The sequence below is a fragment of the Ignavibacteria bacterium genome, assembly GCA_041649015.1.
Classification (GTDB): Bacteria; Bacteroidota; Ignavibacteria; order Tepidaquicellales; family Tepidaquicellaceae; genus CAIKZJ01.
In genome coordinates, this window is the sequence record JBAZNU010000004.1 from 242,389 (window position 1) to 266,835 (window position 24,447).

The window sequence follows — 24,447 nt, forward strand, 5'->3', positions numbered from 1 at the left end:
ATATTATTTTATGTTCAATTATAAGAGAATCTGAAGAAAATTTTACGTATGAGGGCATGTTACATAAATTATTAAAATTAATATCGGTATTTTTATTCTGTTTATTAGTGGTCTTTATTCCACGAGAATCCAATACTTTTGAATGGAACAGAAATTCATCGTACGTAAAAAATAAGGTTTTTATTAAAACTAAAAAAGAACTCGGTGTTTCCGAAGCCACTGGTAAAATTTCCACCATTACCGGTATTCCATCCCTCGATGCTCTGAACTCCAAATACAAAGTAAGTAAAATCCGTCGTGTATTTGAGATTAACAACGGTGATGTTCAGCTTTATCAAAAACTTGAAATGGCTAAAATATACGTAGTTCATTTCGAATCAGACGCAGATTCTTACAATGCTGCCGATGACTATGCAAAAGACTTAAACGTTGAATATGCTGAACCCGTCTTCACGGGTATAGCTGCGGGTGAAAAAGAAAGTGTAATCAGCATGTTTCCCAATGATACTTATTTCTCGCTTCAATGGTATCTTGACAATAAGGGAAACATTAAACCAAGCTCTGGCGGTGTTACAAAAGTTGGTGAAGATATTAATATCGTAAAAGCTTGGGATGTTGAAACTGGTAGCAACGACGTCATTATCGCTATTCTCGATTCCGGTATTGAAGACGAAAGCTCTGACTTAAAAGGCAGGTTATGGATTAATAAAGATGAAATCCCTAATAACAATATTGACGACGACAGAAACGGATACGTTGATGATTATAAAGGTTGGGACTTTGCTTATGATGATAATTCCAACGGCGATGGTTTCGGGCACGGAACAAACATAGCAAGTGTTATTGGAGCAAATACAAATAATTCATTCGGCTTCTCAGGTATTAACACTAACAGTAAATTGATGAACTGTAAAAATCTTAGCGACAACAATTCAGGCGAATACGAATGGTGGGCTCAATCCATTAAATACGCTGTCGATAACGGTGCTAAGATTATCAATATGAGCGAAGGGGGTGATGATTACTCAAAAGTGCTGAAAACAGCCGTTGATTACGCAGTTAATAAAGGTATTGTTCTCGTTGCTTCTATGATGAATAAAGGTGATGGAAGGAAATACTATCCCGCAAGTTTTGACGGTGTGATGGCTGTCGGTGCAACCGATACTGACGGAAAAAGATGCAAAAGATTTTCATGGGGCGGGGGAAGCTGCTGGGGAAAACATATTTCAGTCGTCGCTCCGGGTAATAAAATTTACGGTGTTGATTATGAAAATCCATTCAACTTCGATTCGTACTGGAGCGGTACATCACAATCAACTGCAATCGTCAGCGGACTCGCTTCTCTACTTCTATCTCAGGACATGAACCGAACTGGCTCTGAAATTAAAACTATTATTAAAGAAACTGCTGTTGATGGATTAGGTGACCCGTCAGAAGATAAAAGTGGTTTCGATATTTACTATGGTTACGGCAGAGTCGATTTCTTCCTTGCTCTAACGTACAACGATGAGTTTACAAGAACAAAAGTTAATGAAGAAAACATGAAAGAGGATGTAAAGAGGGAAAATGTGACAAAGGAACCTGTCGAAAAGTACGATGGCAATGATGATGGAGGCGCAAAAGCAGTAAAGAAACAGAAAAAAGAGAATAGAAATAATAATAATAGCAATCCAGACAAACCAGCACGTAAGAAATAGCTATCTGAATGATTGATTATTCAAATCTTGATTTAATTGGTGTTAAAAGAGTATTCTATTTTGATTCAATCGATTCTACAAACACTTTTGCTAAATCATGTAAGGATGAGGATGACTTGCTCATTATCGCAGAGCACCAGTCAGCCGGAAGGGGTAGACTCGATAGATCCTGGAATTCAGAAAAAAGCAAAAACATAACGATCTCTCTTGTAAAAAGTTTTGACATTCAGTCTCCTCACCTTGTAAATTTTTACACTTCATATATTGTTCTAAGGTCTCTTAAAGAATACATAAGTAAGCAAGTAGATGACCCTGCAAATGTTTTTTCACTGAAGTGGCCGAATGATATTATGCTGAACGGTAAAAAAGTTGGAGGTATTCTATCTGAATTAATCGATATAAACGAAATCCCACAAAAATATATTATAGGAATCGGCATTAATGTTAATCAGGAAACCTTTAACGATGAACTCTCACACAAAGCAGTTTCTCTCAAAAGCTTTTTTAAAAAGGATTTTAACTTAAATGAAATAATTCCCTGTTTAGTAAATCAGTTTTACAATGATCTGATCTTGCTCGAACGAAAAGACATTCTTATGGAACTGTGGCGGCTCAATTCCTGCATGATTAACAGAAAAGTGAAGTTTTTAAGAACAGATTTAAATCAAGAAATCGAAGGACTAGTAATCGATGTCTGTGACGACGGCGGAATTAAGATAAAAACATCTGAAAATATCAACTCAAAAATTTTTTCCACTTTCTATACTGGTGAAATAAGTTTCATTTATTAGAATTAATATTTACTTTTGCCTTATTAAATCATTTTTGCAACTAAGTAAATATACCTCATGTTATCAGATTTTGGACAAGTTTTAATCTTTATGATTGTATCGATTGGATTTGTTGCAATCGCTGTTACCGCCGGCAAAATTGTCGGTCCTCGGTATCCCTCCAAAGGGAAAGAATCCATCTACGAATGCGGTGAAGATACCGTTGGTGATACATGGATACGGTTTAATATTCGATACTACGTCGTCGCTCTGATTTTCATAATCTTTGACGTTGAAATCATTTTCCTCTTCCCCTGGGCTGTTGTCTTTAAAGATATGGGATTGATTGCTTTTATTGAGATGGCAATTTTCCTGTTTATTCTAATAGTTGGATTCATATATGCTTACGCTAAAGGAGACCTCTACTGGGATAAACCTCAGCCGGTAGTTCCAAAACTCGATAGACAAATTTTTAAAAGCGAAATCTAATCTATGGGAATTCTTAATAAACTCGATAACAGAGTTGAACAATTCGAAAGCGGTAATATTATTATTACTTCCGCCGATAAACTATTAAACTGGAGCAGGTTATCTTCTATGTGGCAGATGTTCTTCGGCCTCGCTTGCTGTGCTATTGAAATGATGGCTACTTCAGCATCTCATTATGACCTCGATAGGTTTGGTATTATTCCAAGACCTTCTCCAAGACATGTGGATATTATTCTAATATCTGGAACAGTTACTTTAAAAATGGCTACAAGAATTAAAAGACTCTGGGACCAGATGCCTGAACCAAAATACTGTCTCTCAATGGGAAGCTGCGCTAACTGCGGCGGTCCTTACTGGGAACACGGATACCATGTCTTAAAGGGTATCGATAGAATTATTCCCGTTGACGTTTACGTCCCTGGTTGTCCGCCTAGACCCGAAGCTTTGCTTGAAGGTTTAATAAAGCTTCAGGAAAAAATCCGTGAACAGTCATTAGCTAAAAAACAAGCATAATTAATAAAGTGTAATTTTAATATATGGAAACAAACGAAGTCTACGATAAATTAAAAAAGGTTTTTGAAGACGGTATTGGAGAACTGAAGACAGATGTACCTGTTTACCCGTTTTTCTTCGTTTCAGCCGATAAAATTAATGCGGTTTCTTTATTCCTCAGAGACGAAGAATCTATGCAGTTTGATAATCTTTCATGTTTAAGCGGACTTGATTACGATAAGGATAACCTTGCTGTTGTGTATCATCTGTATTCATACGTTCTACACCATAAACTGGTCGTGAAGGTTGTCGTTCCGAAATCAAATCCTGTCGTAAAAACTGTTAGCGATGTCTGGGCTGCCGCTGAATGGCACGAAAGAGAAGCATTCGACCTTGTTGGGTTGACTTTTGAAGGACATCCTGATTTGAGAAGAATCTTGCTTCCCGAAGATTGGGAAGGTCACCCGCTCAGAAAAGATTATAAAGTACCGGAGTTTTACAAGGGTATGAAAGTACCTTATTAATAAAATACTAATTTTTACATTCTAAAAATGGATGAATTAAGAACAGAAGAACTTACTATTAATATGGGACCCCAGCACCCATCAACTCACGGGGTTCTGAGATTGGTGTTAAAATTAAATGGTGAGATTGTGCAGGACGTAAGACCCGAAATCGGTTACTTACATAGATGTTTTGAAAAACATGCCGAGGCAATGACTTATCCTCAGATAATCCCTTATACTGACAGAATGGACTATGTGAACGCCATGAGTAATGAACTTGCCTACGTTCTCGCTGTCGAAAAATTACTTGCTATTGAAATCCCTGAAAGAGTTGAATACATTCGTGTTATTATGGCTGAACTGCAGAGAATCGCCTCTCACCTCGTTGCTATAGGTACTTACGGCAATGATGCCGGTGCTTTCACTCCGTTCTTATACTGTTTTATCGACAGGGAAAAAGTTCTTGAATTATTTGAAATCGTTTGCGGTGCAAGAATGCTTTATAATTACATCTGGGTTGGCGGACTGTCTCATGATATCACACCCGAATTCATTAAAAAAACTAAGGAGTTTATAACATATTTCAGACCTCGAATTAAACAGATAAACGATTTACTTACTTACAATAAGATTTTCATTGAAAGGACAGTTGATATTGGTGTCTTACCTATCGATGTTGCTATCAATGCAGGAGCATCCGGTCCTACGTTGAGAGGTTCAGGCTTCAAATACGATTTGAGAAAAGATGATACTTATTCTGTTTATAATAAATTTGATTTTGATGTTTGCGTGGGTACCGGTGAATTTGGGACTGTCGGAGATTGCTGGAATAGGTACATCGTGAGGGCACATGAAATGGAACAATCACTAAGGATTATCGAACAGGCAATTGATATCATACCCGACGGTGATGTCCAGTCAGCTGTTCCCAAAAGAGTCAAACCCGTTGTTGGTGAAGCTTATGTCAGAACAGAATCACCAAAAGGCGAACTTGCATACTATATAGTTAGCGATGGGAGCCTGAATCCTTACAGAGTAAAGGCTCGTTCCCCTTCGTTCTGCAACGTTAGCGTTATTAATCAGATTTCAAGAGGTCACATGATTGCTGACGTTGTTATGATTCTCGGGAGTTTTGATATTGTTCTCGGGTGTATTGACAGATAGTAAAATTAATAATAGAAAAATTTTAATATATTAAATTGGAAAACATTTTTACACAGTGGTTCGGAGATAACTTATTAACGTACGTGTTAATAACAATTCCGGTTGTAATTTATGTTAGCGTATTTGCATTGTATGCGGTCCTTGCTGAAAGAAAAATTTCTGCTTGGATTTCGAACCGCATCGGTCCCAATCGTACTGATAAATACGGTTTAATACAAACCATCTTGGATGCGATTAAACTCGTCCAGAAAGAAATTATTAATCCATCAAAGGTTGATAAAGGTCTGTACACTATGGCTCCTTTCATAGTATTTACAGCTGCTTTTATGGGTTATGCTGTTTTACCTTTCAGTTCCGTGTTTATCGGAGCAGATTTAAACATTGGATTGTTTTATTTCTTCTCTATTTCTTCGCTCAGTGTCATAGGTGTTTTAATGGCGGGATGGGCTTCAAACAATAAATATTCATTGTTTGGCGGAATGCGTACTGTGGCTCAAATTGTAAGCTATGAAATTCCGACCGCACTCTCGGCGGTTGTTATCGTTATGCTCACAGGCACTTTGAGTATGCAAAAGTATGCTGAAATTCAATCGGGCGGATTATTTAACTGGTATATTTTTGGAGGTCCGGGAGATTTATGGAAATTACTGCTGATTCCTATTATGGTAATTTCATTCATAATCCTCTTTGCTTCAACTCTCGCCGAAACAAATAGAACACCTTTCGATTTAACCGAAGCAGATTCAGAACTTGTGGCTGGTGTTCATATCGAATATTCTGGAATGATGTTTGCTATGTTCTTCTTCGCAGAATATGCTCAGATGTTCGCTGTTTCAGCCGTTATTAGTACTCTGTTCCTTGGAGGCTGGCAGTCGCCTTTTGGTGACCTTATCCCGTTCTTGAATACTCCTGTGTTTCAGGTGTTTTGGTTCTTGGCAAAAGGTTTAATGCTTGTCGGTGTTCAGATTTGGGTTAGATGGACTGTACCAAGAGTCAGAATTGACCAGTTGATGACAATTTGCTGGAAATATTTTATTCCGATTACTCTTGTGAATTTATTCCTTGTTGCTCTTTATATGGTTTTATTTCAGTAATGATTAAAGTTTATTCTAATTATAAATGAAAGAATATTTCAGAAATATTTATCAGGCGATCACTTCGATTTCTATCGGTTTGGGAATTACTTTCAGGCATATTTTTCAGAAAAGTGTTACTATTCAGTATCCTGAACAACGACTTCAATTACCCGAAAGAGAACGCAATAGATTGTTTGTTAACATGGAAGACTGTATCGGCTGCGATCAATGCGCAAAAGCCTGTCCGGTTAGCTGCATAGATATCTCAACGGTTAAAGTCGTACCGGGTGATATTGTCGGTAAAACCGGCGTAACATCTCAGGGCAAGAAAAAAGCTCTGCACGTTACAAACTTTACTATCGATTTTGCTAAATGCTGCTATTGTCAGCTTTGTGTTTTTCCATGCCCGACTGATTGCATCTATATGACTGATGTCTTTGAATTCGCAACTTATAAAAGAAACGGTTTGAAATATCAGTTCGCTGATTTAACTCCTGAACAGGGTATTGAAAAGAAAGCAATGTATGAGAAGTATGCTTTAGAACAGGAAGAAAAGAAGAAACAAGCAGCAACTGAAGCAGCTGCAAAAAAAGCCGCTGAAGAAAAGGCGAAAGCAGAAAATAAAACAGATGCTAAGCCTGAAAGCACTTCAGAAGCAAAACCCGAAACAGATAATAAAGAATCATAATATGCCATATTCAACTATAATATTTTATGTTTTAGCGGCAATTACCGTCGTATCAGCAATCATTGTCGTGTTCAATAAAAATGTAATCCATTCAGCTTTTGCTTTGTTCTTTACTTTATTCGCTGTATCAGGATTTTATGTCTTGTTGCGTGCCGATTTCATTGCCGTCACGCAGATTATGATTTATGTGGGTGGTATTTTAATATTGTTGTTATTCGGTGTTATGCTAACGGCAAAAATTACTGACATTCAGATTAGCACAAAAAATCTTAACCAGATTCCGGCTGTGATTTTTAGCGTCGGAATTATTGCTATTCTGGTTTTTATAATTATTTCTACTAAATGGAACATTAAACAGCATTCCGTTAATGAAGAGACTGTTTCGCAGATAGGTAAAATGTTGTTAACGGAATATTTGCTTCCTTTTGAAATTGCATCTATTGTTCTGCTCGTTGCTCTTATCGGCTCGGCAATGTTTGCAAGAAAAATAAAAGATTAAAAGTTTAATTATATTAAAATGGAAATTGGTTTAAATCATTATTTAGTCTTATCGGCAATACTTTTTGGACTCGGTCTGTTCGCTATGATATCGAGAAGAAATGCAATACTCGTCTTGATGGGTATTGAACTGATTCTCAACGCTGCAAATATTAATCTTGTTGCTTTCTCTTATTTTGGTGGACTGGGTGTTGACGGACAGGTTTTAAGTATTTTTGTTATGATTCTGGCTGTTGCTGAAGCGGCTATTGCACTCGGTATTGTCCTAAACCTTTACAATAACTTCGCCACCATCGATATTGACGAAGCTAATACTTTGAAAGATTAAAATTATATTATAATGGAATTTGCATTACATAAATTACCTGTTCTTGTTTTACTGATACCGTTGTTCAGTTTTCTGGTGCTTTCTTTCTTCGGCAGAAAAATTCCAAGAAGCGGGGACTGGTTTGCAACAACGTTGATTTTTATTAACCTGGGATTTTCACTCTTTATCCTCTATAGTTTGACCGTTCTCGGTAAGTATGAATTTAATGTTGAATGGTTTAATCTTGGTGAAAATAAAATTCTGGGTATTACTAACTTTTATGCCGGTTTCCAGATTGACCACCTGACCGCTCTTATGCTCGTTGTCGTAAACGCTATTAGTGCATTCGTCCACCTTTTTTCTGTTAAGTATATGGAAGGCGATGCAAAATACAAAAAGTATTACGCTTATCTCGGTTTGTTTACATTTTCTATGCTTGGACTCGTTCTTGGTAATAGCATTCTTTTGATGTATATATTCTGGGAACTCGTAGGTGTTAGTTCCTATTTGCTGATAGGATTCTGGTATGAAAAACCCGCGCCGCAGGAAGCTGCTAAGAAAGCTTTTATAGTTAATCGAATCGGTGATGCAGGATTTCTTCTCGGTATTTTAATAATCTTTTTTACAATTGGTTCTTTTACTTTTAACGGTATTTTTGATGGCGTCTCAGCAGGTAAACTCTCAGGAGGTATGCTTACTGCTGCTGGAATTCTGCTCTTCTGCGGTGCAATTGGTAAGTCAGCACAGTTCCCGTTGCATGTTTGGCTGCCCGACGCTATGGAAGGTCCTACTCCTGTCTCAGCATTAATCCACGCGGCAACGATGGTCGCTGCTGGTGTATATCTTGTTGCAAGAATGTTCGTTATGCTGTCTGCTGACGCTTTAACGGTTATTACTTATATAGGAGTTATTACTGCTTTCATTTCTGCAACTATTGCTATTACACAAAACGATATTAAAAAAGTACTGGCTTATTCTACTATTAGCCAGCTTGGTTATATGATTATGGCAATCGGTGTCGGTGCTTATTCATTCGGTTTCTTCCATCTTGTTACACATGCTTTTTTTAAAGCATGTTTGTTCCTTACTGCTGGTTCCGTTATCTACGGTCTGCATCACGTTCAGGATATTAGGGAAATGGGCGGATTAAGAAAGAAGATGCCGATTACATTTTACACTTTCTTAATGGCAACTCTTGCTATCTCAGGCGTGCCTTTAACATCAGGATTTCTTAGTAAAGATGCAATACTTTCTGCTACACTTGCTTTCGGTTCCATAAACGGGGGTATAAATTATATAGTACCGGTGCTTGCCTTCTTTGTTGCAGGTTTGACAGCGTTCTACATGTTTAGACTCTTAATCCTCACTTTCCTCGGTGAACCGAAAAACAAAGAAAAATACGATCATTGCCACGAGTCTCCGAAACAAATTACTATACCTTTAATTGCTCTTGCAGTATTATCCTTTTTCGGTTTCTTCTCCTTCAATCCGCTTTCAGGTGACGGAGGTTGGTTCCTGAATCTTGTTAAGATGCCCGAACATCTTCTCGCAGGCACTAAAGGCTTTATGTACAATTTGCTTCCGCTTGAGGAATACATGGAACACATCCATCATGCGCATTATACCGCAATGGTTCTTTCTCTCATAATTTCAGGTATCGGTATCCTTACAGCTTTTGTTTTTTATTACTGGAAGAAAGTCAATGTTGATAAACTTACTGATTCAATAAAACCGTTATATAATTTCTCTCTTAATAAATGGTATTTTGACGAACTCTACGACAAGATTGCTGTTGCAACTACAATAGGTCTTTCCAGAATTAGTGCCTGGTTCGATAATAATATAGTTGACGGTGCTGTAAATGGTGCTTCCTCTGTTACAAGGGTCTTCTCAAAATATAACGGACTATTCGATAATATAGCTGTTGACGGTCTCGTAAATCTTACAGGCGGTATTGTCGGTGCTTTTGGTCTTATATTCAGAAAATTCCAAACAGGTAGAATTCAAACTTATGTTGCATTCTTGTTGTTCGGAATTCTGATTTTGTATTTCGTTTTCCGTGTTATGTAGTTTTTGTTTTAGCTTTAACGTTCTTTAAATATATGATATATGCCGAAATGGCGGAACTGGTAGACGCACTGGACTCAAAATCCAGCGAGACTCAAATCTCGTGAGGGTTCGACTCCCTCTTTCGGCACCATTATTTAAAAGCAATTAATATATAAATAAAAATATTTGAGATGATTGAATTTAAACTTCTTGGAATTGGGATACTGACATGGATGGTATTTCTGCCTTTACTGGGTATGATTGCCGTTCTTTTTGTTCCGAAAAGTGCAGAAAAATCCATCAAGTACATTACAGTAGGATTTACGTTTTTACTACTTGTCCTGTCTGTTGTGATGCTTAGTGCCTATGATCCGGCTAAAGCAGGAATTAATACTCTTGCCGGTTTCCAGTTTGTGGAAAAGTTAACCTGGATTGATGTTCCTGCATTCCTGTGGGATGGCAGGATTAAAATTGAATACTTTTTAGGTGTTGATGGTATCTCTTTCCCGATGGTTTTATTGACGGCACTGATTTCCTTTATCGGCGCAATTGCTTCATTCAGCGTTAAAAGAAATGAAAAAGGATACTACATTATGTATCTTTTCCTCGTTACAGGAATGATGGGTGTGTTTGTTGCTTTAGACCTTTTCCTTTTCTTTGTGTTCTGGGAAATAATGCTCCTGCCGATGTATTTCTTAATCGGTATCTGGGGAGGTGAAAGAAGAGAGTATGCTGCTATTAAGTTCTTCCTCTACACTTTGTTTGGAAGTGCTTTTATTCTTGTTGTCATGATCGGTCTTTATTTTAGTTCAAAAGACCCCGCAACAGGTCTTCATACTTTCAACATGCTTACTTTAATGGATCCCGCTACATTCCCGCCTGATTCTATTTTTGGTATGTTAAATGAAACATGGCGGCTCTTAGCTTTTGTATCTTTGTTTATTGGTTTCGCGATTAAAGTACCTGCATTTCCTTTCCATACATGGCTGCCTGATGCACACGTTGAAGCACCAACTGCAATATCAGTTATACTCGCTGGTGTTCTTCTGAAAATGGGTACATACGGGCTGCTTAGAATTTCTTATTCAATCTTTCCAGACGGAGCCAGATATTTCATGTATCCGATAGCAATCATTGCTGCAATAAACATTATTTATGGTGCTCTGTGTGCAATGGCTCAAAAAGACTTCAAAAAACTCATTGCATATTCATCCATTTCCCACATGGGTTACGTATTGCTCGGAATGGCTTCAAACACTACTATCGGTATTAACGGTGCTATTCTGCAGATGTTCAATCATGGTACCATTACTGCAATCCTCTTCCTTTCTGTTGGTATTATATACGATAGAGCACATACAAGAGGACTGTATGATTTTGGAGGACTTGCAAACAAAATGCCGAAATACTTTGTAGTTATTGCTATCGCTATGTTTGCCTCTATCGGTTTGCCCGGATTTAGCGCATTCATAAGCGAAACATTTATTTTCCTTGGCGGTTTCCAGAATGAATTCATTAGAGTTATTGCAATCATCTCGCTTCTCGGTATTATTCTGAACGCTGCCTACATTCTTTGGACTATTCAAAGATTGTTCTTCGGTAAATTACCCGAAAAATGGAATGACCTGACGGATATTAACGGCAGGGAATTGCTCAGTACTGTACCTCTTATTATTATCGTAGTACTCCTCGGAATATTACCCTCGTACATGCTGAACTTAATGTCAACTTCAGTTAATCAGTTAGTTAATTTTATCTGGGGAATAAATTAAAAATTTAATTATACTTAAGTGCAAGAACAAATAATAAAGCAAACATTAATTAGTTTAAACAGTTTTATCCCCGAAACGGTTTTAATTGCCACTGTCATTGTATGTATATTTCTTGACCTTATTCTCAGGAAAAAATCAGTGGTCGTCCCCGTTGTGGGTATAATTGGATTAATAGTCAGCGGATATTTTGCTTATTTGCAGTTTGGAACCGAAAGAATATTGTTTTCTCGGATGGTTGTCATTGACCCTTATTCGATTTTCTTTAAGTTCCTTTTCATCATATCTACAATATTCGTGATTATTTTCACTGTCTCTTCTAAAGAGATTCAGAATTCCACTCATCATAATGAACATGTGTACCTCATGATTGCGATGGCTATTGGAGCATATCTGATGGCTTCTTCCGTCAACATGATAATGATGTACCTTGCTCTCGAAACCGTTAGTCTATCTTCCTATATTCTTTCGGGGTACACTAAAAAAGTCAAAAGATCTTCTGAAGCTGCTATGAAATACATTATTTACGGAGCTGCTTCGTCCGGAATTATGATTTATGGTATGAGTCTCTTGTATGGATTCACCGGTTCGATGAATATCTATGATATCTCACTTTTCCTTACAACCGCTAACATAACAGCTAATCCGCTCATCGTTTTGGTGATTATCATGATACTTGCTGGTTTTGGTTATAAGATATCTTCTGTACCATTCCATTTCTGGACACCCGACGTGTACGAAGGTGCTCCGGTTCCGGTAACTGCTTTTCTTGCCGTTACTTCATCGGCTGCAGGTTTTGCTGTTATGATTAGATTCTTTTTCAGCACTTTCCTTAAAAGCTACACGATGCTTGATGGTAAATTGCAGATTATTGGAGGTATCGGTTGGTTTGAAATTATAATAGTACTTTCTGTTGCTTCCATGATCTTCGGTAACTTTGCCGCAGTATGGCAGCAAAGTGTCAAAAGAATGCTTGCCTATTCTTCTATCGCTCAGGGCGGTTATATTATGCTTGGTTTAACTGTTGCCAATCAGCAGGGTCTTACAGCTATGATTGTTTATCTCATCGCATACATGTTTATGACACTTGGAGCATTCTATGCATTGATTCTTATCGTTAATAAAATCGATTCTGATGAAATGTCCGACATGCAAGGTTTCGGATATAAGGCTCCCGCTGTCGCTGTCTTTATGGGTATATTTATGTTTGCTCTATCAGGCATTCCTTCTACCGCTGGATTTATAGGTAAGTTCTACCTATTCTCAGCTTTGATTGAATCAAACTTAATCTGGTTGGCTATGGTCGGAATGTTAAATAGCGTCGTGTCTTTGTTCTTCTACATTAAAATTCTAAAGTACATGTTCCTTATGAAACCAGAAGAAGAAGTTGTTCCCAAATTTAAATATGGTATCGGTAGCTACGTAGTTCTGCTTCTTCTCGCTGGACCTACTATGTTTCTCGGTATATACTTCGCACCGCTAATTAAACTGGCAGAGGTATCAGCAGTTTTGTTCGGAATAAATTAATATTCATTTTTTAGTTCTAAAGAGGGTTGAATTTCTCGGATTCAACCCTTTACTTTTTCATCTACAGTTGTTTAATTTTGTTTCTTAATTCGAATAATTTCGTTATGTTACCTAAACATTTAAAGGAGTCTTATTTAATGAAACTTACTTATCTGCTCGTTATAACTTTGTTATACACAGCTGTTTTTGCAAATCCGAGAATTCATCCTGATTTGCAAAACAAATTAAACAGTGCTTCACCTAATGAAAAAATCCCTCTGATGATTGTATTCAATAAGCACTTATCTCTTAATGATTTTAACGATATCAGCTACGATACCCCTAAAAAAGAAAGACGTGCTATCGTAATTGATAGATTGATGAGGTTCGCCGACCAGTCTCAAAGACAGGTTAGGTTTTTTATTGACAGTAAAAAATCTTCAGGTGCCGCCGCCGATGTTGAAATCCTTTGGATTATTAATAGAATTGCTCTTAAAGCTGACGTCAGTACTATTTACGACTTAGCGGAAAGTTTTGATGAAGTTATAATGCTTACTTATGACCCGGAATACCCGATGGAAGAGCTTCACGATACTAAGCAAACTACTCCTCCTTTTATCGGTGCGCTTACGAGCCCTCAGGCAATCGAACCTGGGATTACTCTAATGAATGCCGATGATTGCTGGGCTCAAGGTAATAAAGGTAAAGGAGTTCTTGTCGGTAATGCTGACGATGGCTTCTGGTGGAAACATCCTGACCTTGTCAAAGGTGTTTTCCAAAACCTTGGCGAAGATGCCAATAATAACGGAATGACTGTTATATGGGGATCTGGGACAACCTCGGTTTTTGACCCGGGTGATATTAATGGTGTAGATAATGATGGTAATGGAAAAGTTGATGACCTGATAGGATGGGATTACACGACTAATAGTTATAACATTACTACTGCATCTCATGGTTCTGCTACTCTTGGACACGTTGTCGGTGATGGCACCATGGGTACTCAGACTGGCGTCGCTCCTGAGTCGAAATGTTTGCTTAATCGTAACAATTCTGGACAGTCACAGCAGATGGCTGCTTTTCAGTATGCCCTGCTTATGGGTGTTGATGTTTTTACCAGTTCTTTAAGCTGGAAATGGAGCATGTCTCCTAAACCTGATTATTCTGCTATGAGACTAGCAACCGATATGTCTCTGGCCGGTGGTATGATTCATACTAATTCAACAAGTAATGACGGTAATAATAGAGGTGTGCCTCTTAATATTTCTACAGCAGGCAATTGTCCTCCGCCATGGCTTCACCCTGAACAAACATTAAGAGGTAATGTCAGCGGTGTTATCGGTGTTGGTAATGTAAGTTGCGCTACTGATATTATCTCTACCTCCTCTCCTTGGGGTCCTACTACATGGGGAAACTGGGCACTCTGGGGTACCTACACGTATCCCATAGATTCAAATCATAAAGATTATCCATATAGCAGAACTACACCCGTTGAGCCCGACTCTATGGGTCTGAAAAAGCCCGATGTTTCAGCTCCGGGTGAAGGTTCTATTTCTACTTACGTAAGCTCAGGTACTGGTTATGGTGGTTCATTCGGAGGCACTTCTTCCGCAACGCCCCATACTGCAGGTTGTGTTGCCTTGATGCTTTCGGTAAATCCGGAAATGTTACCACAAGATGTTTCAAAAGTAATCGAATTAACAGCCGTTGAAAAAGGCGATCCGGGAAAAGATTATAGATATGGAACAGGAAGAATTGATGCATTCGCCGCTACAAACTCGCCAAAGTTTACTCTCGAAGGTATTAACAATGGTAGTAATATGCTTATCAACAGCACTCTCGCTGCCAGCGATACTGCAAGAGAACTCGTAGGATTAAAAATCTCTACAACTGTTAACCCACAGGTCGGCTCATTAAAACTACTGAAGTTTGGGATGACCACAAACGCAACTGCTTCAAACATAACCTCTTTCGACCTTTACTGGGATAAAGATAGGAATAACGTTGTTTCAGCTGGCGATATTATACTTAAATCACATCCTTTTGTTAACGGACCTCTTACATTCGATAGCCTGAAGTTTAAGTTTCTCGATACAGCAAGAACACTTATTCTTGCCGCAAGAACTACTTCTACAGCAACTGGCTCTATGAACGTAAATATTGGACTGACTGATACAAATCAAGTAGTCGCTTATTACACAACTAAACCATTTGCGACTAATTTCCCGTTCGGTTCAGTTACTTCATTATCAGGTAATGAACAGACTATGACTTATTCATTATCTCAGAATTATCCGAATCCGTTCAATCCTTCAACGATAATAAGTTATTCTGTCGCAAAGGAATCAATGGTTTCAATCAAAGTGTTTGACGTACTCGGTAGGGAAGTAGCTACACTCGTTAACTCAAGAAAGATTGCTGGTAATTATCAAGTAGAGTTTGATAGTCGTGATTATAATAATTTATCTTCTGGCATGTATTTCTATAGAATTAACGCCGGTGATTTTACAGACCTCAAACGAATGATGCTTATCAAGTGATTCTGAATTAAATTTCTCTTTATAAACACAAAAGGCGGTCATTCCGGACCGCCTTTTTTATTTCAAAAGTGTTTCGTAATCGTCTCTAGCAACTTAATCTGTAGTTAGTGTAGTCCCGTAAGGACGACATATAAAATATTTCGTTAAACAATTTTTAATCCAGCGAAAAACTCACATTCACAACCGCTGTTATTGTCTTCTCAAGCGACGACACATCGTTGACTCCATAGTCCGATACTTCTGTGGAGTTCTTTGCATTAATCTGCATAACACCCGTTTTTGAAGAACGTACATCACCCACACTATTTCCCGTTGCCTTTGCTATCTGCTCTGCCCTTGTCTTTGCATCCTGTGCAGCGAGTCCTATCATCTCTATCTTTAAATCGCTTAATTTTGTGTAAAGAAACCTCGGTGGATTCGAGTTTATTGAAATACCCTGATTTATCAATTCTGTAACGGTTCTTGAAAGTCTGTCTATCTTTTCTACTTCCTGAGACTCAACCGATACATTCTGAGTTAATCTATATCCTATCACTTTCCCTGTACTATAACTCTCACCTAAGTACATCTCCCCACGCGATTTCTGCTCATAAAGCTCTGTTGTGTTAATTGATGAAAATACTATTTTCTCCTCAGGAAATCCGAATGATACTAAATAGTTTTTCACCTTAGAATTCGTCTCAAGAAGTTTAGCATAAGCGTCTGTCATTGACGGAGATTCATTCGAAAAAGAACCATCCCATATCCCTAAATCAGACTTTATCTCTTTCGAAGCTGATCCCGTTACAGCTATGGTTACGTTGCTGCTCGCTACCTTTCTCCATGTTCCTGAAATAATAAATGCTGCTATTATAAAACCAATCGCTAATATCACCGCAAATGGTAAATAGTTGTTTCTGCTCTGGTTTTCCATAATGAAGTTTTTTGTTTTATATTCCGAAAATAACTAAATGTTCCCCAAATATCAAACAAATTTATAATCTTACTTTTTGACATATTTACACTTTGAAAAATTAATTCAATGATGCTGTCTTCCCATATATTTAGAGTCATTAAACTTTCATTTGCTTTAATTGGGCTTCATTTCTCTCATAATACATGTAACAAAAATCTCAATAAATATGAAACGAAGTACTAAAATTCGATAATTTGTCTCTTTTGTATAACAAATAACCAGTTTTTCCTTCTTACAAAATAAGTCATTAGAAACAAATTTTATATAGGGTTTTTAAATGCATGAATATCAAATCAACAATATTATATAAGTGCGCACAAAGTGCGCATAATGTGCGCATAAAGTACGCATAATTATTACTTCAAACCCATATAAATTATCCTTTTTTATCACGCTGTAAAATATTTTAAATTTAAAACAGTAAATTATCATTCCCTTTTTTGTCTTTCTTTAAAGGAGTATATTTATTATTAATTTTAGTAGTTGTGTCGTAATGCATAAATAATAGCATATTATATTTCTTATAGATTTGTCAATATAATAAAAACTGCAATTGAAAAGTGTTTTTTAATTTTGTAAATTCTATAAGCATTAATCTCATTCACTTACAATTTTATAAATGCAAAGTACAGCTAAAAATGTTCTAATACTTGATGATGATCTTATTCTACAGAAAATCTTAGGTACGGCGTTAAGAAAAAAGGGATATAATACTTTTACTGCAGGTACTACGAGTGATGGCTATGATGTACTTACTTCTAATCATATTGATATTGTTCTCAGCGATATAATTCTGCCGGGTGATGACGGATTTTGCTTTTGTAAAAAAGTTAGAGAAAATCCCAAGCACAAAACCCTTCCGTTTATTTTTATTTCCTCAAAACATGCGATAGAAGATAAGGAGTACGCCTTAAGCCTTGGTGCTGATGATTTTATAACAAAACCTGTTAATACGGACGAGTTATACATTAAAATGGAAGCTCTGTTTAAGCGCCTTGAAATATATAAAATCTATGGTGTACGTGAAAAGATTGAAGATCAAGTTGAAGACAGGAAGCCTCTCATTTTGCTCGTCGATGATGATATTTTCAACAAGGAGATTTTGAAGTTTGAACTTAAAGAAACAGGATTTGATTGCCTCACTGCCGATAATGCTTTAGATGGATTCGAACTTGCTAAAAATAAGAGACCCGATATTATACTTTCAGATTTGATGATGCCGGATGTCGACGGTTTTGAATTCCGGCGTATGACACTTAAAGAACCGTTGCTTAAAGATGTTGCTTTTATTTTCCTAACTTCCATAAACGAGGAAGAAGCTCTCATTAAAGGTTATGACCTTGACATAAAGGATTATATTATTAAAACCTCGAACCCCAAATTGATTTGTATTCGAGTTAAAAACATCGTAATGAATCTGCGTAAAGAACGTAGAAAAGCACTAAACGAATTGCAGGAAGCTGCGAGTAATATCAGCATGGAAGTAATTCCGGCTAATGCACCCGATTTTGAGGGGTATCAAATCAAGCACTGGCACGTTCCTTATAAGGGAATGCCGGGTGGAGACTTCATCGACTACATTAGAATTGATGCCAATAGAATGTGCATTATACTTGGTGATATTATGGGTAAACAATGGGGCGCATGGTTCTTTGCCTTTTCATTCATTGGTTATATTAGAAGTGCTGTGAGAATATCAATTAATTCCGTAAATGAAATCACCGCAAGTGAGATTCTAAAAAGAGTTAATGAAACAGTTTACAACGACTCCAAAATATCGGAAATATTCACAACAGTTTCTTGTTTGATTCTTAATAACAAAAATAATACTGTAGAATATTCAGGTGCTGGTGACCTAAGTATTCTAAAGTACTGTGCTGAAAATAGTAAAGTATCTGTATATAACTCCGAAGGTATGCTTCTCGGTTTGTCTCAGGATGGTGAGTATAACAACATTGAAATTTCTGTAAATAAAAATGACGAGATAATACTCTTTACTGACGGTATTATTGAATCAAGAAATAAAGAGGGGATACAGTTCGGTATGGCGTCTGTTATTAATACTCTTGAGTTTACTGATGTGGATACTGATAGGTTAAATGTTCTTAAGGATACTTTCTCAGGTTACACAGAGAGTAATTTTGAAGATGATATTACTTTATTAACAATAAAAACACTTTAAAACGGTATTATTCATTTGACGCTCACTTTGGAAATATTGTTCTGGATCTCAGTTATTATCGTTATTTATTCTTATGTTGGATATGGCGTTCTTATCACAATCATATCGAAAATCCCTTTCTTAATGAAGCTTTTTCCTAAACCTGTTAATTATATCAGAGAGGAATATGTAGAACCGGATGAAAATAATTACATTCCTTATGTGAGCATGATAATCTCCGCTTCCGGAGAACCGAAAGAAATTATTCGAGAGAAAATTATTAATACGTTGGAACTTAATTATCCGTATGATAAGCTTGAAGTAATTTTTGCTATTGCTTACGATTCTACAATCAATAATGACGAAACTGTTAACGAATTCTATAATGCTTTCATGGGTGATAACTTCGTCCTGGACCTTAGCGAGAAAGAAGAAGAATTGTATGCACGTTTCTTGCAATTCGAAAATATAAATGAGTCACGTAATGCTGAATTTCTCGAAGCGGTGGAAAAGAATTTATTTGAGGTTAATGCTAATTCTGAAGAGATCAGAGAAAATACTAAAAGGAAAATAGATGAGCATTTAAGCGGTGGAGATAAAATATCTAAACTTAAAGTTCTCGTAACTAAAGATATTGAAAGAAAAGGTAAAATATCACAGGTCAATAGAACCGTCTCAGTTGCTTCAGGGGAAATACTTGTTTTTTCTGATGCAAACTCAATGTTTAACAAGGACTCAATTAAAAATCTAACAAAACACTTCAGAAATAAACAGGTAGGATGCGTTGCAGGAGAGAAAAGAGTAAGAAAAAACGTAAATTCTACAAGCGGTGAAGGAGAAGGTCTCTACTGGAAATATGAATCGTATCTTAAGAAAATCGATTCCAAAATATGGACTACTGTTGGTGCTGCAGGAGAAATATTTGCGATAAGAAAGTCTCTTTGGGGTATCGGAATTGAACATAATGCTATAATTGAAGATTTTGTTCTGTCAATGCGAGTCGCTCAAAACGGATATAGAGTCGTTTATGAGCCCGATGCATATGCCGAAGAAGATCCCACAAAGGATATGAAGTCTGAATTCATACGCCGGAGAAGAATTGCTGCAGGTGGCTTCCAGTCAATTGTCTGGTTAAAGGGGTTGCTTAATCTTTTTAAATACCGGGTTCTTACTTTTCAATATGTGTCTCACCGGGTTTTAAGATGGGCTGTGGTTCCGTTTTTGTTGCCTCTAATATTGATAATTAACATTTTTTTATTAACCATTTCTTCACCTTTATATCTTGCATTGTTTGTTATGCAGATATTGATTTATATTATGTCGTTAATCGGCTATTTACTTGAAAAAAAGAAAATTAAGATTAAGATTTTTTATTTACCTTATGTTATTATTACTATGAATATCGCTGCATATGTCGGATTGAAGCGATATTTGAAATCACAGCAAAATGTAGTATGGGAAAGAGTATCAAGATAATTTTTATAAACTAATTAAAGCTCAATATTATGAATTTTATTATTAGTGAAGAAAAAGGGATTTCAATAATTGAGATCAGCCTTAAAAGGGCCACTGCTGAAAACGTAAAAGAATTTAAAGATTTCTTGTTCAAATTAATTGATGTCGATAAAAAACAAAAGCTTATTATCGATCTATCTAATGTTGAATTTGTTGACAGTTCATTTTTAGGAGCTATAGTTTCTGGACTTAAAAAAGTTACTGCAATAAAAGGAGATATCAAAATTCTCGGTCTTCAGCCACCTGTAAGAGCAATGTTTGAATTAACAAGGCTTTACAAGGTATTTGAAGTATTTGATAACAAACTGGACGTTATTAATAGTTTTTAAATTAAATTAATCATATATGGAAAAACGTTCTTTTTCCATTAATTCTTCTTTACCTGAAATAAATAAGGTAAACGACGACTTTGATGCTCTGCTCTCTGAACATTTGAGCGGTAAACTTAATTTTGAATGTGGTAAAAAATTCATTGAAGAATTCAAAGTTATAAGCTATGAATTGTTCTCTAATTGTATTATTCATAATGATTCTCCCTCCCTTTGTTTTGAAATAGTTCTCGATAATGATGTTGTTGAACTAAGCTTATACTCACGTGGGAAAGGTTTTGGGCTTAAACCGCTCTACAATAATAAATCCTCTCTGGTATATTCTGCACCATTCCCAAAGCATATTCATAATCAGGTAATTACAGTATATCAGGGAATTGAAAGTACAGTTAACTGTAAAATATTAAATCAAAATACTATACTGTTTCAATTATGTAAACTAAAAAAGGGGTCTTTGAAAACCTGCTCGCTTCCTGAACATTTTGGACTTTATCTTATTACATCCCTAACAGACAGGTTTGAATACTCACGTTCTGATGTTGGTGTAGATGTTTTTAAAATTTCTAAATTAATTAAATGAGCTGCTCATGAAAGCTATGATATTATCCGCAGGGGCTGGTACTCGTTTATTACCGCTCACGTTGACAATTCCGAAACCTATGCTTCCCATCTCTAATAAACCTGCATTAGAGCATATTATAAATTTATGTAAGCTTCATAATATCATAAAGATTAAAATGAATTTGTTCTATCTTCCCGAATACATAGATAATTATTTTAAAGACGGTAAACAATTCGGTGTTGATATTTCATATTCTATTGAGAAAAAACTTCTCGGAACTGCAGGTGGAATCAAAAGAATCCAGAGCTTTTTCGATGAAACTTTTGTTGTGCTTAGCGGTGATGGTTACACAGATATCGATCTAACTGCTATGCTTGAATTTCACAGACAGCATGATTCAAAAGCTACAATAGCCGTTAAAGAAGTTGACGAAACTTCGAAGTTTGGGGTTGTCGTTACCGATACCAATTACAAAATAACTAACTTTCAGGAAAAACCTAAAAAGGAAGATGCAAAGTCAAATTTAGCTAATCTGGGTATTTATATTTTTGAACCCGATATTCTTGATTTTATACCACCTAAGGTGGAATATGATTTCGGTTATCATTTGTTTCCTGAATTGTTAAAAAGTGAAGTGGCCTTTTATGCCTACCCCGTAAATTGTAAATGGAGTGATATTGGCAGTCTCGAAGAATATTGGAAGGTGAACCTTGAATCAACTAAGGTTTTCAATAATATTGATAATCAATATTTAGAAACAAAACCCGGAGTATTTATCCACAAAAACACAAAACTTGATAAATCCTTTTTAGATAAACTAAACGGAAATATAATAATAGGAAATAATTGTAACATTAAATCCTCTGTGGTGTTAAACGGTAAGGTTGTCATAGGTAATGAAGTGTTTATTGATGAAAACTCATCAATCAATGACAGTGTTATACTGAATAATACGTACGTTGGTAAAAATGTGGAAATAAACGATTCCGTTGTGAATCAAAATTATCATCTTAGTGTACCAACAAATTTTGGAACCTTTATTGACGACGATAAAGTCTTACGTTCGCATTATATTGTTCCTTTTAAAACAAAGTTAAATATATTTCTGATTAATGCCACGGATAGGGTTGTAGCATTTTTTGCTCTGCTTTTACTATCTCCAGTGTTTCTTGTCACAGCAATTTTAATTAAATTAGATTCAGTAGGACCTGTATTCTATATCTCAAAAAGATTAAAATCTCCGGAAATTGAAAAAAAAGGAAAACACTGGTATGTTTTTTTCAAGGAAAAGCCTGTTAAATATTATGTTTTCAGGACTATGTACACCGATGCTGATAAACGTATCTCTAAGCTTAAGAATAAATATCAGGCTGGTCCTTATGTAAAGATTGAAGATGATCCTCGAATAACTAAAATTGGTAGAATATTAAGAAAAACATCGATTGATGAGCTTCCTTTGTTTTGGAATGTGTTTAAGGGTAATATGAGTCTTGTTGGCGTATGGGCGCTTCCGTCATATGAGGCAACTCATCTTCACGAAAAAGGATTAATTTCCGAGGCAGATGACTCGAGTGTAGATTTATCGGAAGTTGCGCAGGTAAGATTCAAAGGGAAACCCGGAATTGCAGGATTTTGGCAGGCTCGTGGTCGTTCAAACCTTACCGCGGAAGAAAGAGCCTTACATGACACTGTTCAATCTGTTATGGAAAATATCACCGATAAAGATAAAGATTATCTTGGCGAGTACACCGAATTTAATTCCTACAAGGGATATCTGAAAATGCTGTATGAAACTTTTATCTCGGTTGTAAAAAGAACAGGTGCGGAATAATAATAAACATTTAAACTATTTTGAATATTATTAAATAAAGGTAAAGGAAAAATCTTATGAATATATCAATTATTGGTACTGGTTACGTTGGTTTAGTTTCCGGTACTTGTTTCGCAGAAATGGGTAATCAGGTTATCTGTGTTGATAACAGCCCTGAAAAGCTTTCAAAACTCAAAAATGCAGAAGTAACGATTTATGAGCCCGGTTTGGAAATAATTTTCTATAGAAACATTGCAAAAAATAGACTTTCATTCACAGGTGATTTGAAAGAAGCTGTGATGAATTCTGATGTTATTTTTCTTTGCTTACCGACACCGCAAGGTGAAGACGGCTCTGCTGATTTAAAGTATGTTATAGGGGTGGCAAATGATATCGGTAAGATTTTAATGGAAAGCGGGACGAATGATTATAAAATCATAGTAAATAAAAGTACCGTTCCGGTTGGTACTGCTCAGCTTGTTGAATCAGAGTTAAAAGCTCATGGTTATGAAAATTTCGATATTGTATCAAATCCTGAATTCTTAAGAGAAGGTTTTGCAGTTGAAGATTTTCTAAAACCTGATCGTATTGTTATTGGCTCTAACAGTAGTAAAGCCCTATCAATAATGCGGGAATTATACGAACCTTTTGTTAGACAGGGAAATCCTATAATCGAAATGAATACTGCTAGTTCGGAAGTAACTAAATATGCTGCGAATTCTTATCTCGCTATGAGAATAACTTACATGAACGAACTCGCAAATTTTTGTGAAATTGTTGGAGCAGATATTGACCTTGTAAGAAAAGGAATGGGTACTGATTATAGGATTGGTAAACGGTTCTTGTTTTCTGGTATTGGCTATGGCGGTTCTTGCTTTCCAAAGGATGTAAACGCTCTGATTAAAACCTCAGTAGATAAAGGATCAGAAATGTCTATACTTACAGTTGTCGATAAAGTAAATCAGTTCCAGAAATCAGTTCTTTTTAATAAGGTCATCAGCCATTTCGGAGATTTAAAAGGTAAGCATTTTGCTGTGTGGGGTTTGGCTTTCAAACCAAATACTGATGATATGAGGGAGGCACCTTCTGTTGTAATTATCAAAAAACTTCTCGAAAAAGGTGCTACGATTTCAGCATACGACCCTGCTGCAACTGAAACATCTAAATTCTATCTTAAAGATTCTATTGAATATGCCAAAAGTGAATACAGTGCGCTTAAAAACGCTGAAGCTTTATTAATTATGACAGAATGGAATGAGTTTAGAAATCCAGATTTTGAAATATTAAAAAGGGATTTAAAGAATCCTGTCATTTTTGATGGAAGAAATATATTCTCACCTGAAAAAATGAAGGAGCTTGGCTTTGTTTATTATAGTATTGGTCGTCAACCAGTTAAGTGATTCATAATGTTTCGTATGTTTTATATATTTTTGGGCAGTTGTAATAATTTTAGTCAATAGACCATGTAAATTATTCTGTATGAATTTTATTTGTGACTATCATTCAATTGTTATGGAGGAGAAGAATATAAACATAAATTCTCTTCAGCAGTTAGAAATATTAA

At 36.2% G+C, this 24,447-nt stretch carries 21 protein-coding genes and 1 tRNA gene; 21 read left to right on the forward strand and 1 reads right to left on the reverse strand.

The window, feature by feature from the left end:
* The first annotated feature begins 56 nt into the window (after window positions 1-56).
* The 15 genes from WC644_08810 (at window position 57) to WC644_08880 (ending at window position 15,551) form a co-directional block, all read left to right on the forward strand.
* A complete protein-coding gene (locus WC644_08810; GenBank protein ID MFA5012036.1) occupies window positions 57-1,697 on the forward strand; it encodes a S8 family serine peptidase in 1,641 nt (546 codons plus the stop codon).
* A gap of 8 nt (window positions 1,698-1,705) precedes the next feature.
* A complete protein-coding gene (locus WC644_08815; GenBank protein MFA5012037.1) occupies window positions 1,706-2,488 on the forward strand; it encodes a biotin--[acetyl-CoA-carboxylase] ligase in 783 nt (260 codons plus the stop codon).
* A gap of 90 nt (window positions 2,489-2,578) precedes the next feature.
* Window positions 2,579-2,956 carry an NADH-quinone oxidoreductase subunit A gene (locus tag WC644_08820; protein MFA5012038.1) on the forward strand — a complete coding sequence of 126 codons (378 nt, stop codon included), beginning with the start codon at window positions 2,579-2,581 and terminating at the stop codon, window positions 2,954-2,956.
* A 3-nt stretch (window positions 2,957-2,959) separates the two neighbouring features.
* A complete protein-coding gene (gene nuoB, locus WC644_08825) occupies window positions 2,960-3,469 on the forward strand; it encodes an NADH-quinone oxidoreductase subunit NuoB (GenBank protein ID MFA5012039.1) in 510 nt (169 codons plus the stop codon).
* A 23-nt stretch (window positions 3,470-3,492) separates the two neighbouring features.
* A complete protein-coding gene (locus WC644_08830; GenBank protein MFA5012040.1) occupies window positions 3,493-3,972 on the forward strand; it encodes an NADH-quinone oxidoreductase subunit C in 480 nt (159 codons plus the stop codon).
* Window positions 3,973-3,999: 27 nt separating this feature from the next.
* Window positions 4,000-5,118 (forward strand): NADH-quinone oxidoreductase subunit D, encoded by a 1,119-nt coding sequence (locus WC644_08835; protein ID MFA5012041.1) that lies wholly within the window; start codon window positions 4,000-4,002, stop codon window positions 5,116-5,118.
* A gap of 35 nt (window positions 5,119-5,153) precedes the next feature.
* A complete protein-coding gene (nuoH, locus tag WC644_08840) occupies window positions 5,154-6,212 on the forward strand; it encodes an NADH-quinone oxidoreductase subunit NuoH (GenBank protein ID MFA5012042.1) in 1,059 nt (352 codons plus the stop codon).
* 25 nt (window positions 6,213-6,237) lie between these two features.
* Complete coding sequence (locus WC644_08845) at window positions 6,238-6,882, forward strand: NADH-quinone oxidoreductase subunit I (GenBank protein MFA5012043.1); 645 nt, start codon at window positions 6,238-6,240, stop codon at window positions 6,880-6,882.
* Window position 6,883: 1 nt separating this feature from the next.
* Complete coding sequence (locus WC644_08850) at window positions 6,884-7,381, forward strand: NADH-quinone oxidoreductase subunit J (GenBank protein ID MFA5012044.1); 498 nt, start codon at window positions 6,884-6,886, stop codon at window positions 7,379-7,381.
* A gap of 18 nt (window positions 7,382-7,399) precedes the next feature.
* A complete protein-coding gene (nuoK, locus tag WC644_08855) occupies window positions 7,400-7,708 on the forward strand; it encodes an NADH-quinone oxidoreductase subunit NuoK (protein ID MFA5012045.1) in 309 nt (102 codons plus the stop codon).
* Between the two features lie 12 nt (window positions 7,709-7,720).
* Entirely contained in the window at window positions 7,721-9,757 is a 2,037-nt protein-coding gene (gene nuoL, locus WC644_08860; GenBank protein MFA5012046.1) for an NADH-quinone oxidoreductase subunit L, read from the forward strand.
* A 41-nt stretch (window positions 9,758-9,798) separates the two neighbouring features.
* Window positions 9,799-9,887: transfer RNA gene (locus tag WC644_08865), tRNA-Leu, on the forward strand.
* Window positions 9,888-9,927: 40 nt separating this feature from the next.
* A complete protein-coding gene (locus tag WC644_08870; GenBank protein ID MFA5012047.1) occupies window positions 9,928-11,508 on the forward strand; it encodes an NADH-quinone oxidoreductase subunit M in 1,581 nt (526 codons plus the stop codon).
* 18 nt (window positions 11,509-11,526) lie between these two features.
* The gene (locus WC644_08875) at window positions 11,527-13,032 is read left to right on the forward strand and encodes an NADH-quinone oxidoreductase subunit N (GenBank protein ID MFA5012048.1); all 1,506 of its coding nucleotides are present in this window, start codon (window positions 11,527-11,529) and stop codon (window positions 13,030-13,032) included.
* Window positions 13,033-13,169: 137 nt separating this feature from the next.
* Window positions 13,170-15,551, forward strand: a complete 2,382-nt coding sequence (locus tag WC644_08880) for a S8 family serine peptidase (GenBank protein ID MFA5012049.1) — start codon at window positions 13,170-13,172, stop codon at window positions 15,549-15,551.
* Window positions 15,552-15,705: 154 nt separating this feature from the next.
* On the opposite strand, the gene WC644_08885 is transcribed toward WC644_08880, so the two are convergent.
* Window positions 15,706-16,464, reverse strand: coding sequence for an SIMPL domain-containing protein (locus tag WC644_08885; GenBank protein ID MFA5012050.1), 759 nt, complete (start codon window positions 16,462-16,464; stop codon window positions 15,706-15,708).
* Window positions 16,465-17,125: 661 nt separating this feature from the next.
* Between WC644_08885 and WC644_08890 the strand changes: the two genes are divergently transcribed.
* Genes WC644_08890 through WC644_08915 form a run of 6 tightly spaced genes read left to right on the forward strand, consistent with a single transcriptional unit; the run spans window position 17,126 to window position 24,283 of the window.
* Window positions 17,126-18,688: a response regulator gene (locus WC644_08890; GenBank protein ID MFA5012051.1), complete on the forward strand. Its 1,563-nt coding sequence runs from the start codon at window positions 17,126-17,128 to the stop codon at window positions 18,686-18,688.
* A gap of 36 nt (window positions 18,689-18,724) precedes the next feature.
* Window positions 18,725-20,143: a glycosyltransferase family 2 protein gene (locus WC644_08895; GenBank protein ID MFA5012052.1), complete on the forward strand. Its 1,419-nt coding sequence runs from the start codon at window positions 18,725-18,727 to the stop codon at window positions 20,141-20,143.
* A gap of 29 nt (window positions 20,144-20,172) precedes the next feature.
* Complete coding sequence (locus tag WC644_08900) at window positions 20,173-20,511, forward strand: STAS domain-containing protein (GenBank protein MFA5012053.1); 339 nt, start codon at window positions 20,173-20,175, stop codon at window positions 20,509-20,511.
* 16 nt (window positions 20,512-20,527) lie between these two features.
* Window positions 20,528-21,091, forward strand: coding sequence for a hypothetical protein (locus WC644_08905; protein MFA5012054.1), 564 nt, complete (start codon window positions 20,528-20,530; stop codon window positions 21,089-21,091).
* A gap of 7 nt (window positions 21,092-21,098) precedes the next feature.
* Complete coding sequence (locus WC644_08910; protein MFA5012055.1) at window positions 21,099-22,904, forward strand: sugar phosphate nucleotidyltransferase; 1,806 nt, start codon at window positions 21,099-21,101, stop codon at window positions 22,902-22,904.
* A gap of 56 nt (window positions 22,905-22,960) precedes the next feature.
* Window positions 22,961-24,283 carry a UDP-glucose/GDP-mannose dehydrogenase family protein gene (locus tag WC644_08915; GenBank protein MFA5012056.1) on the forward strand — a complete coding sequence of 441 codons (1,323 nt, stop codon included), beginning with the start codon at window positions 22,961-22,963 and terminating at the stop codon, window positions 24,281-24,283.
* The last annotated feature ends 164 nt before the right edge of the window (window positions 24,284-24,447 follow it).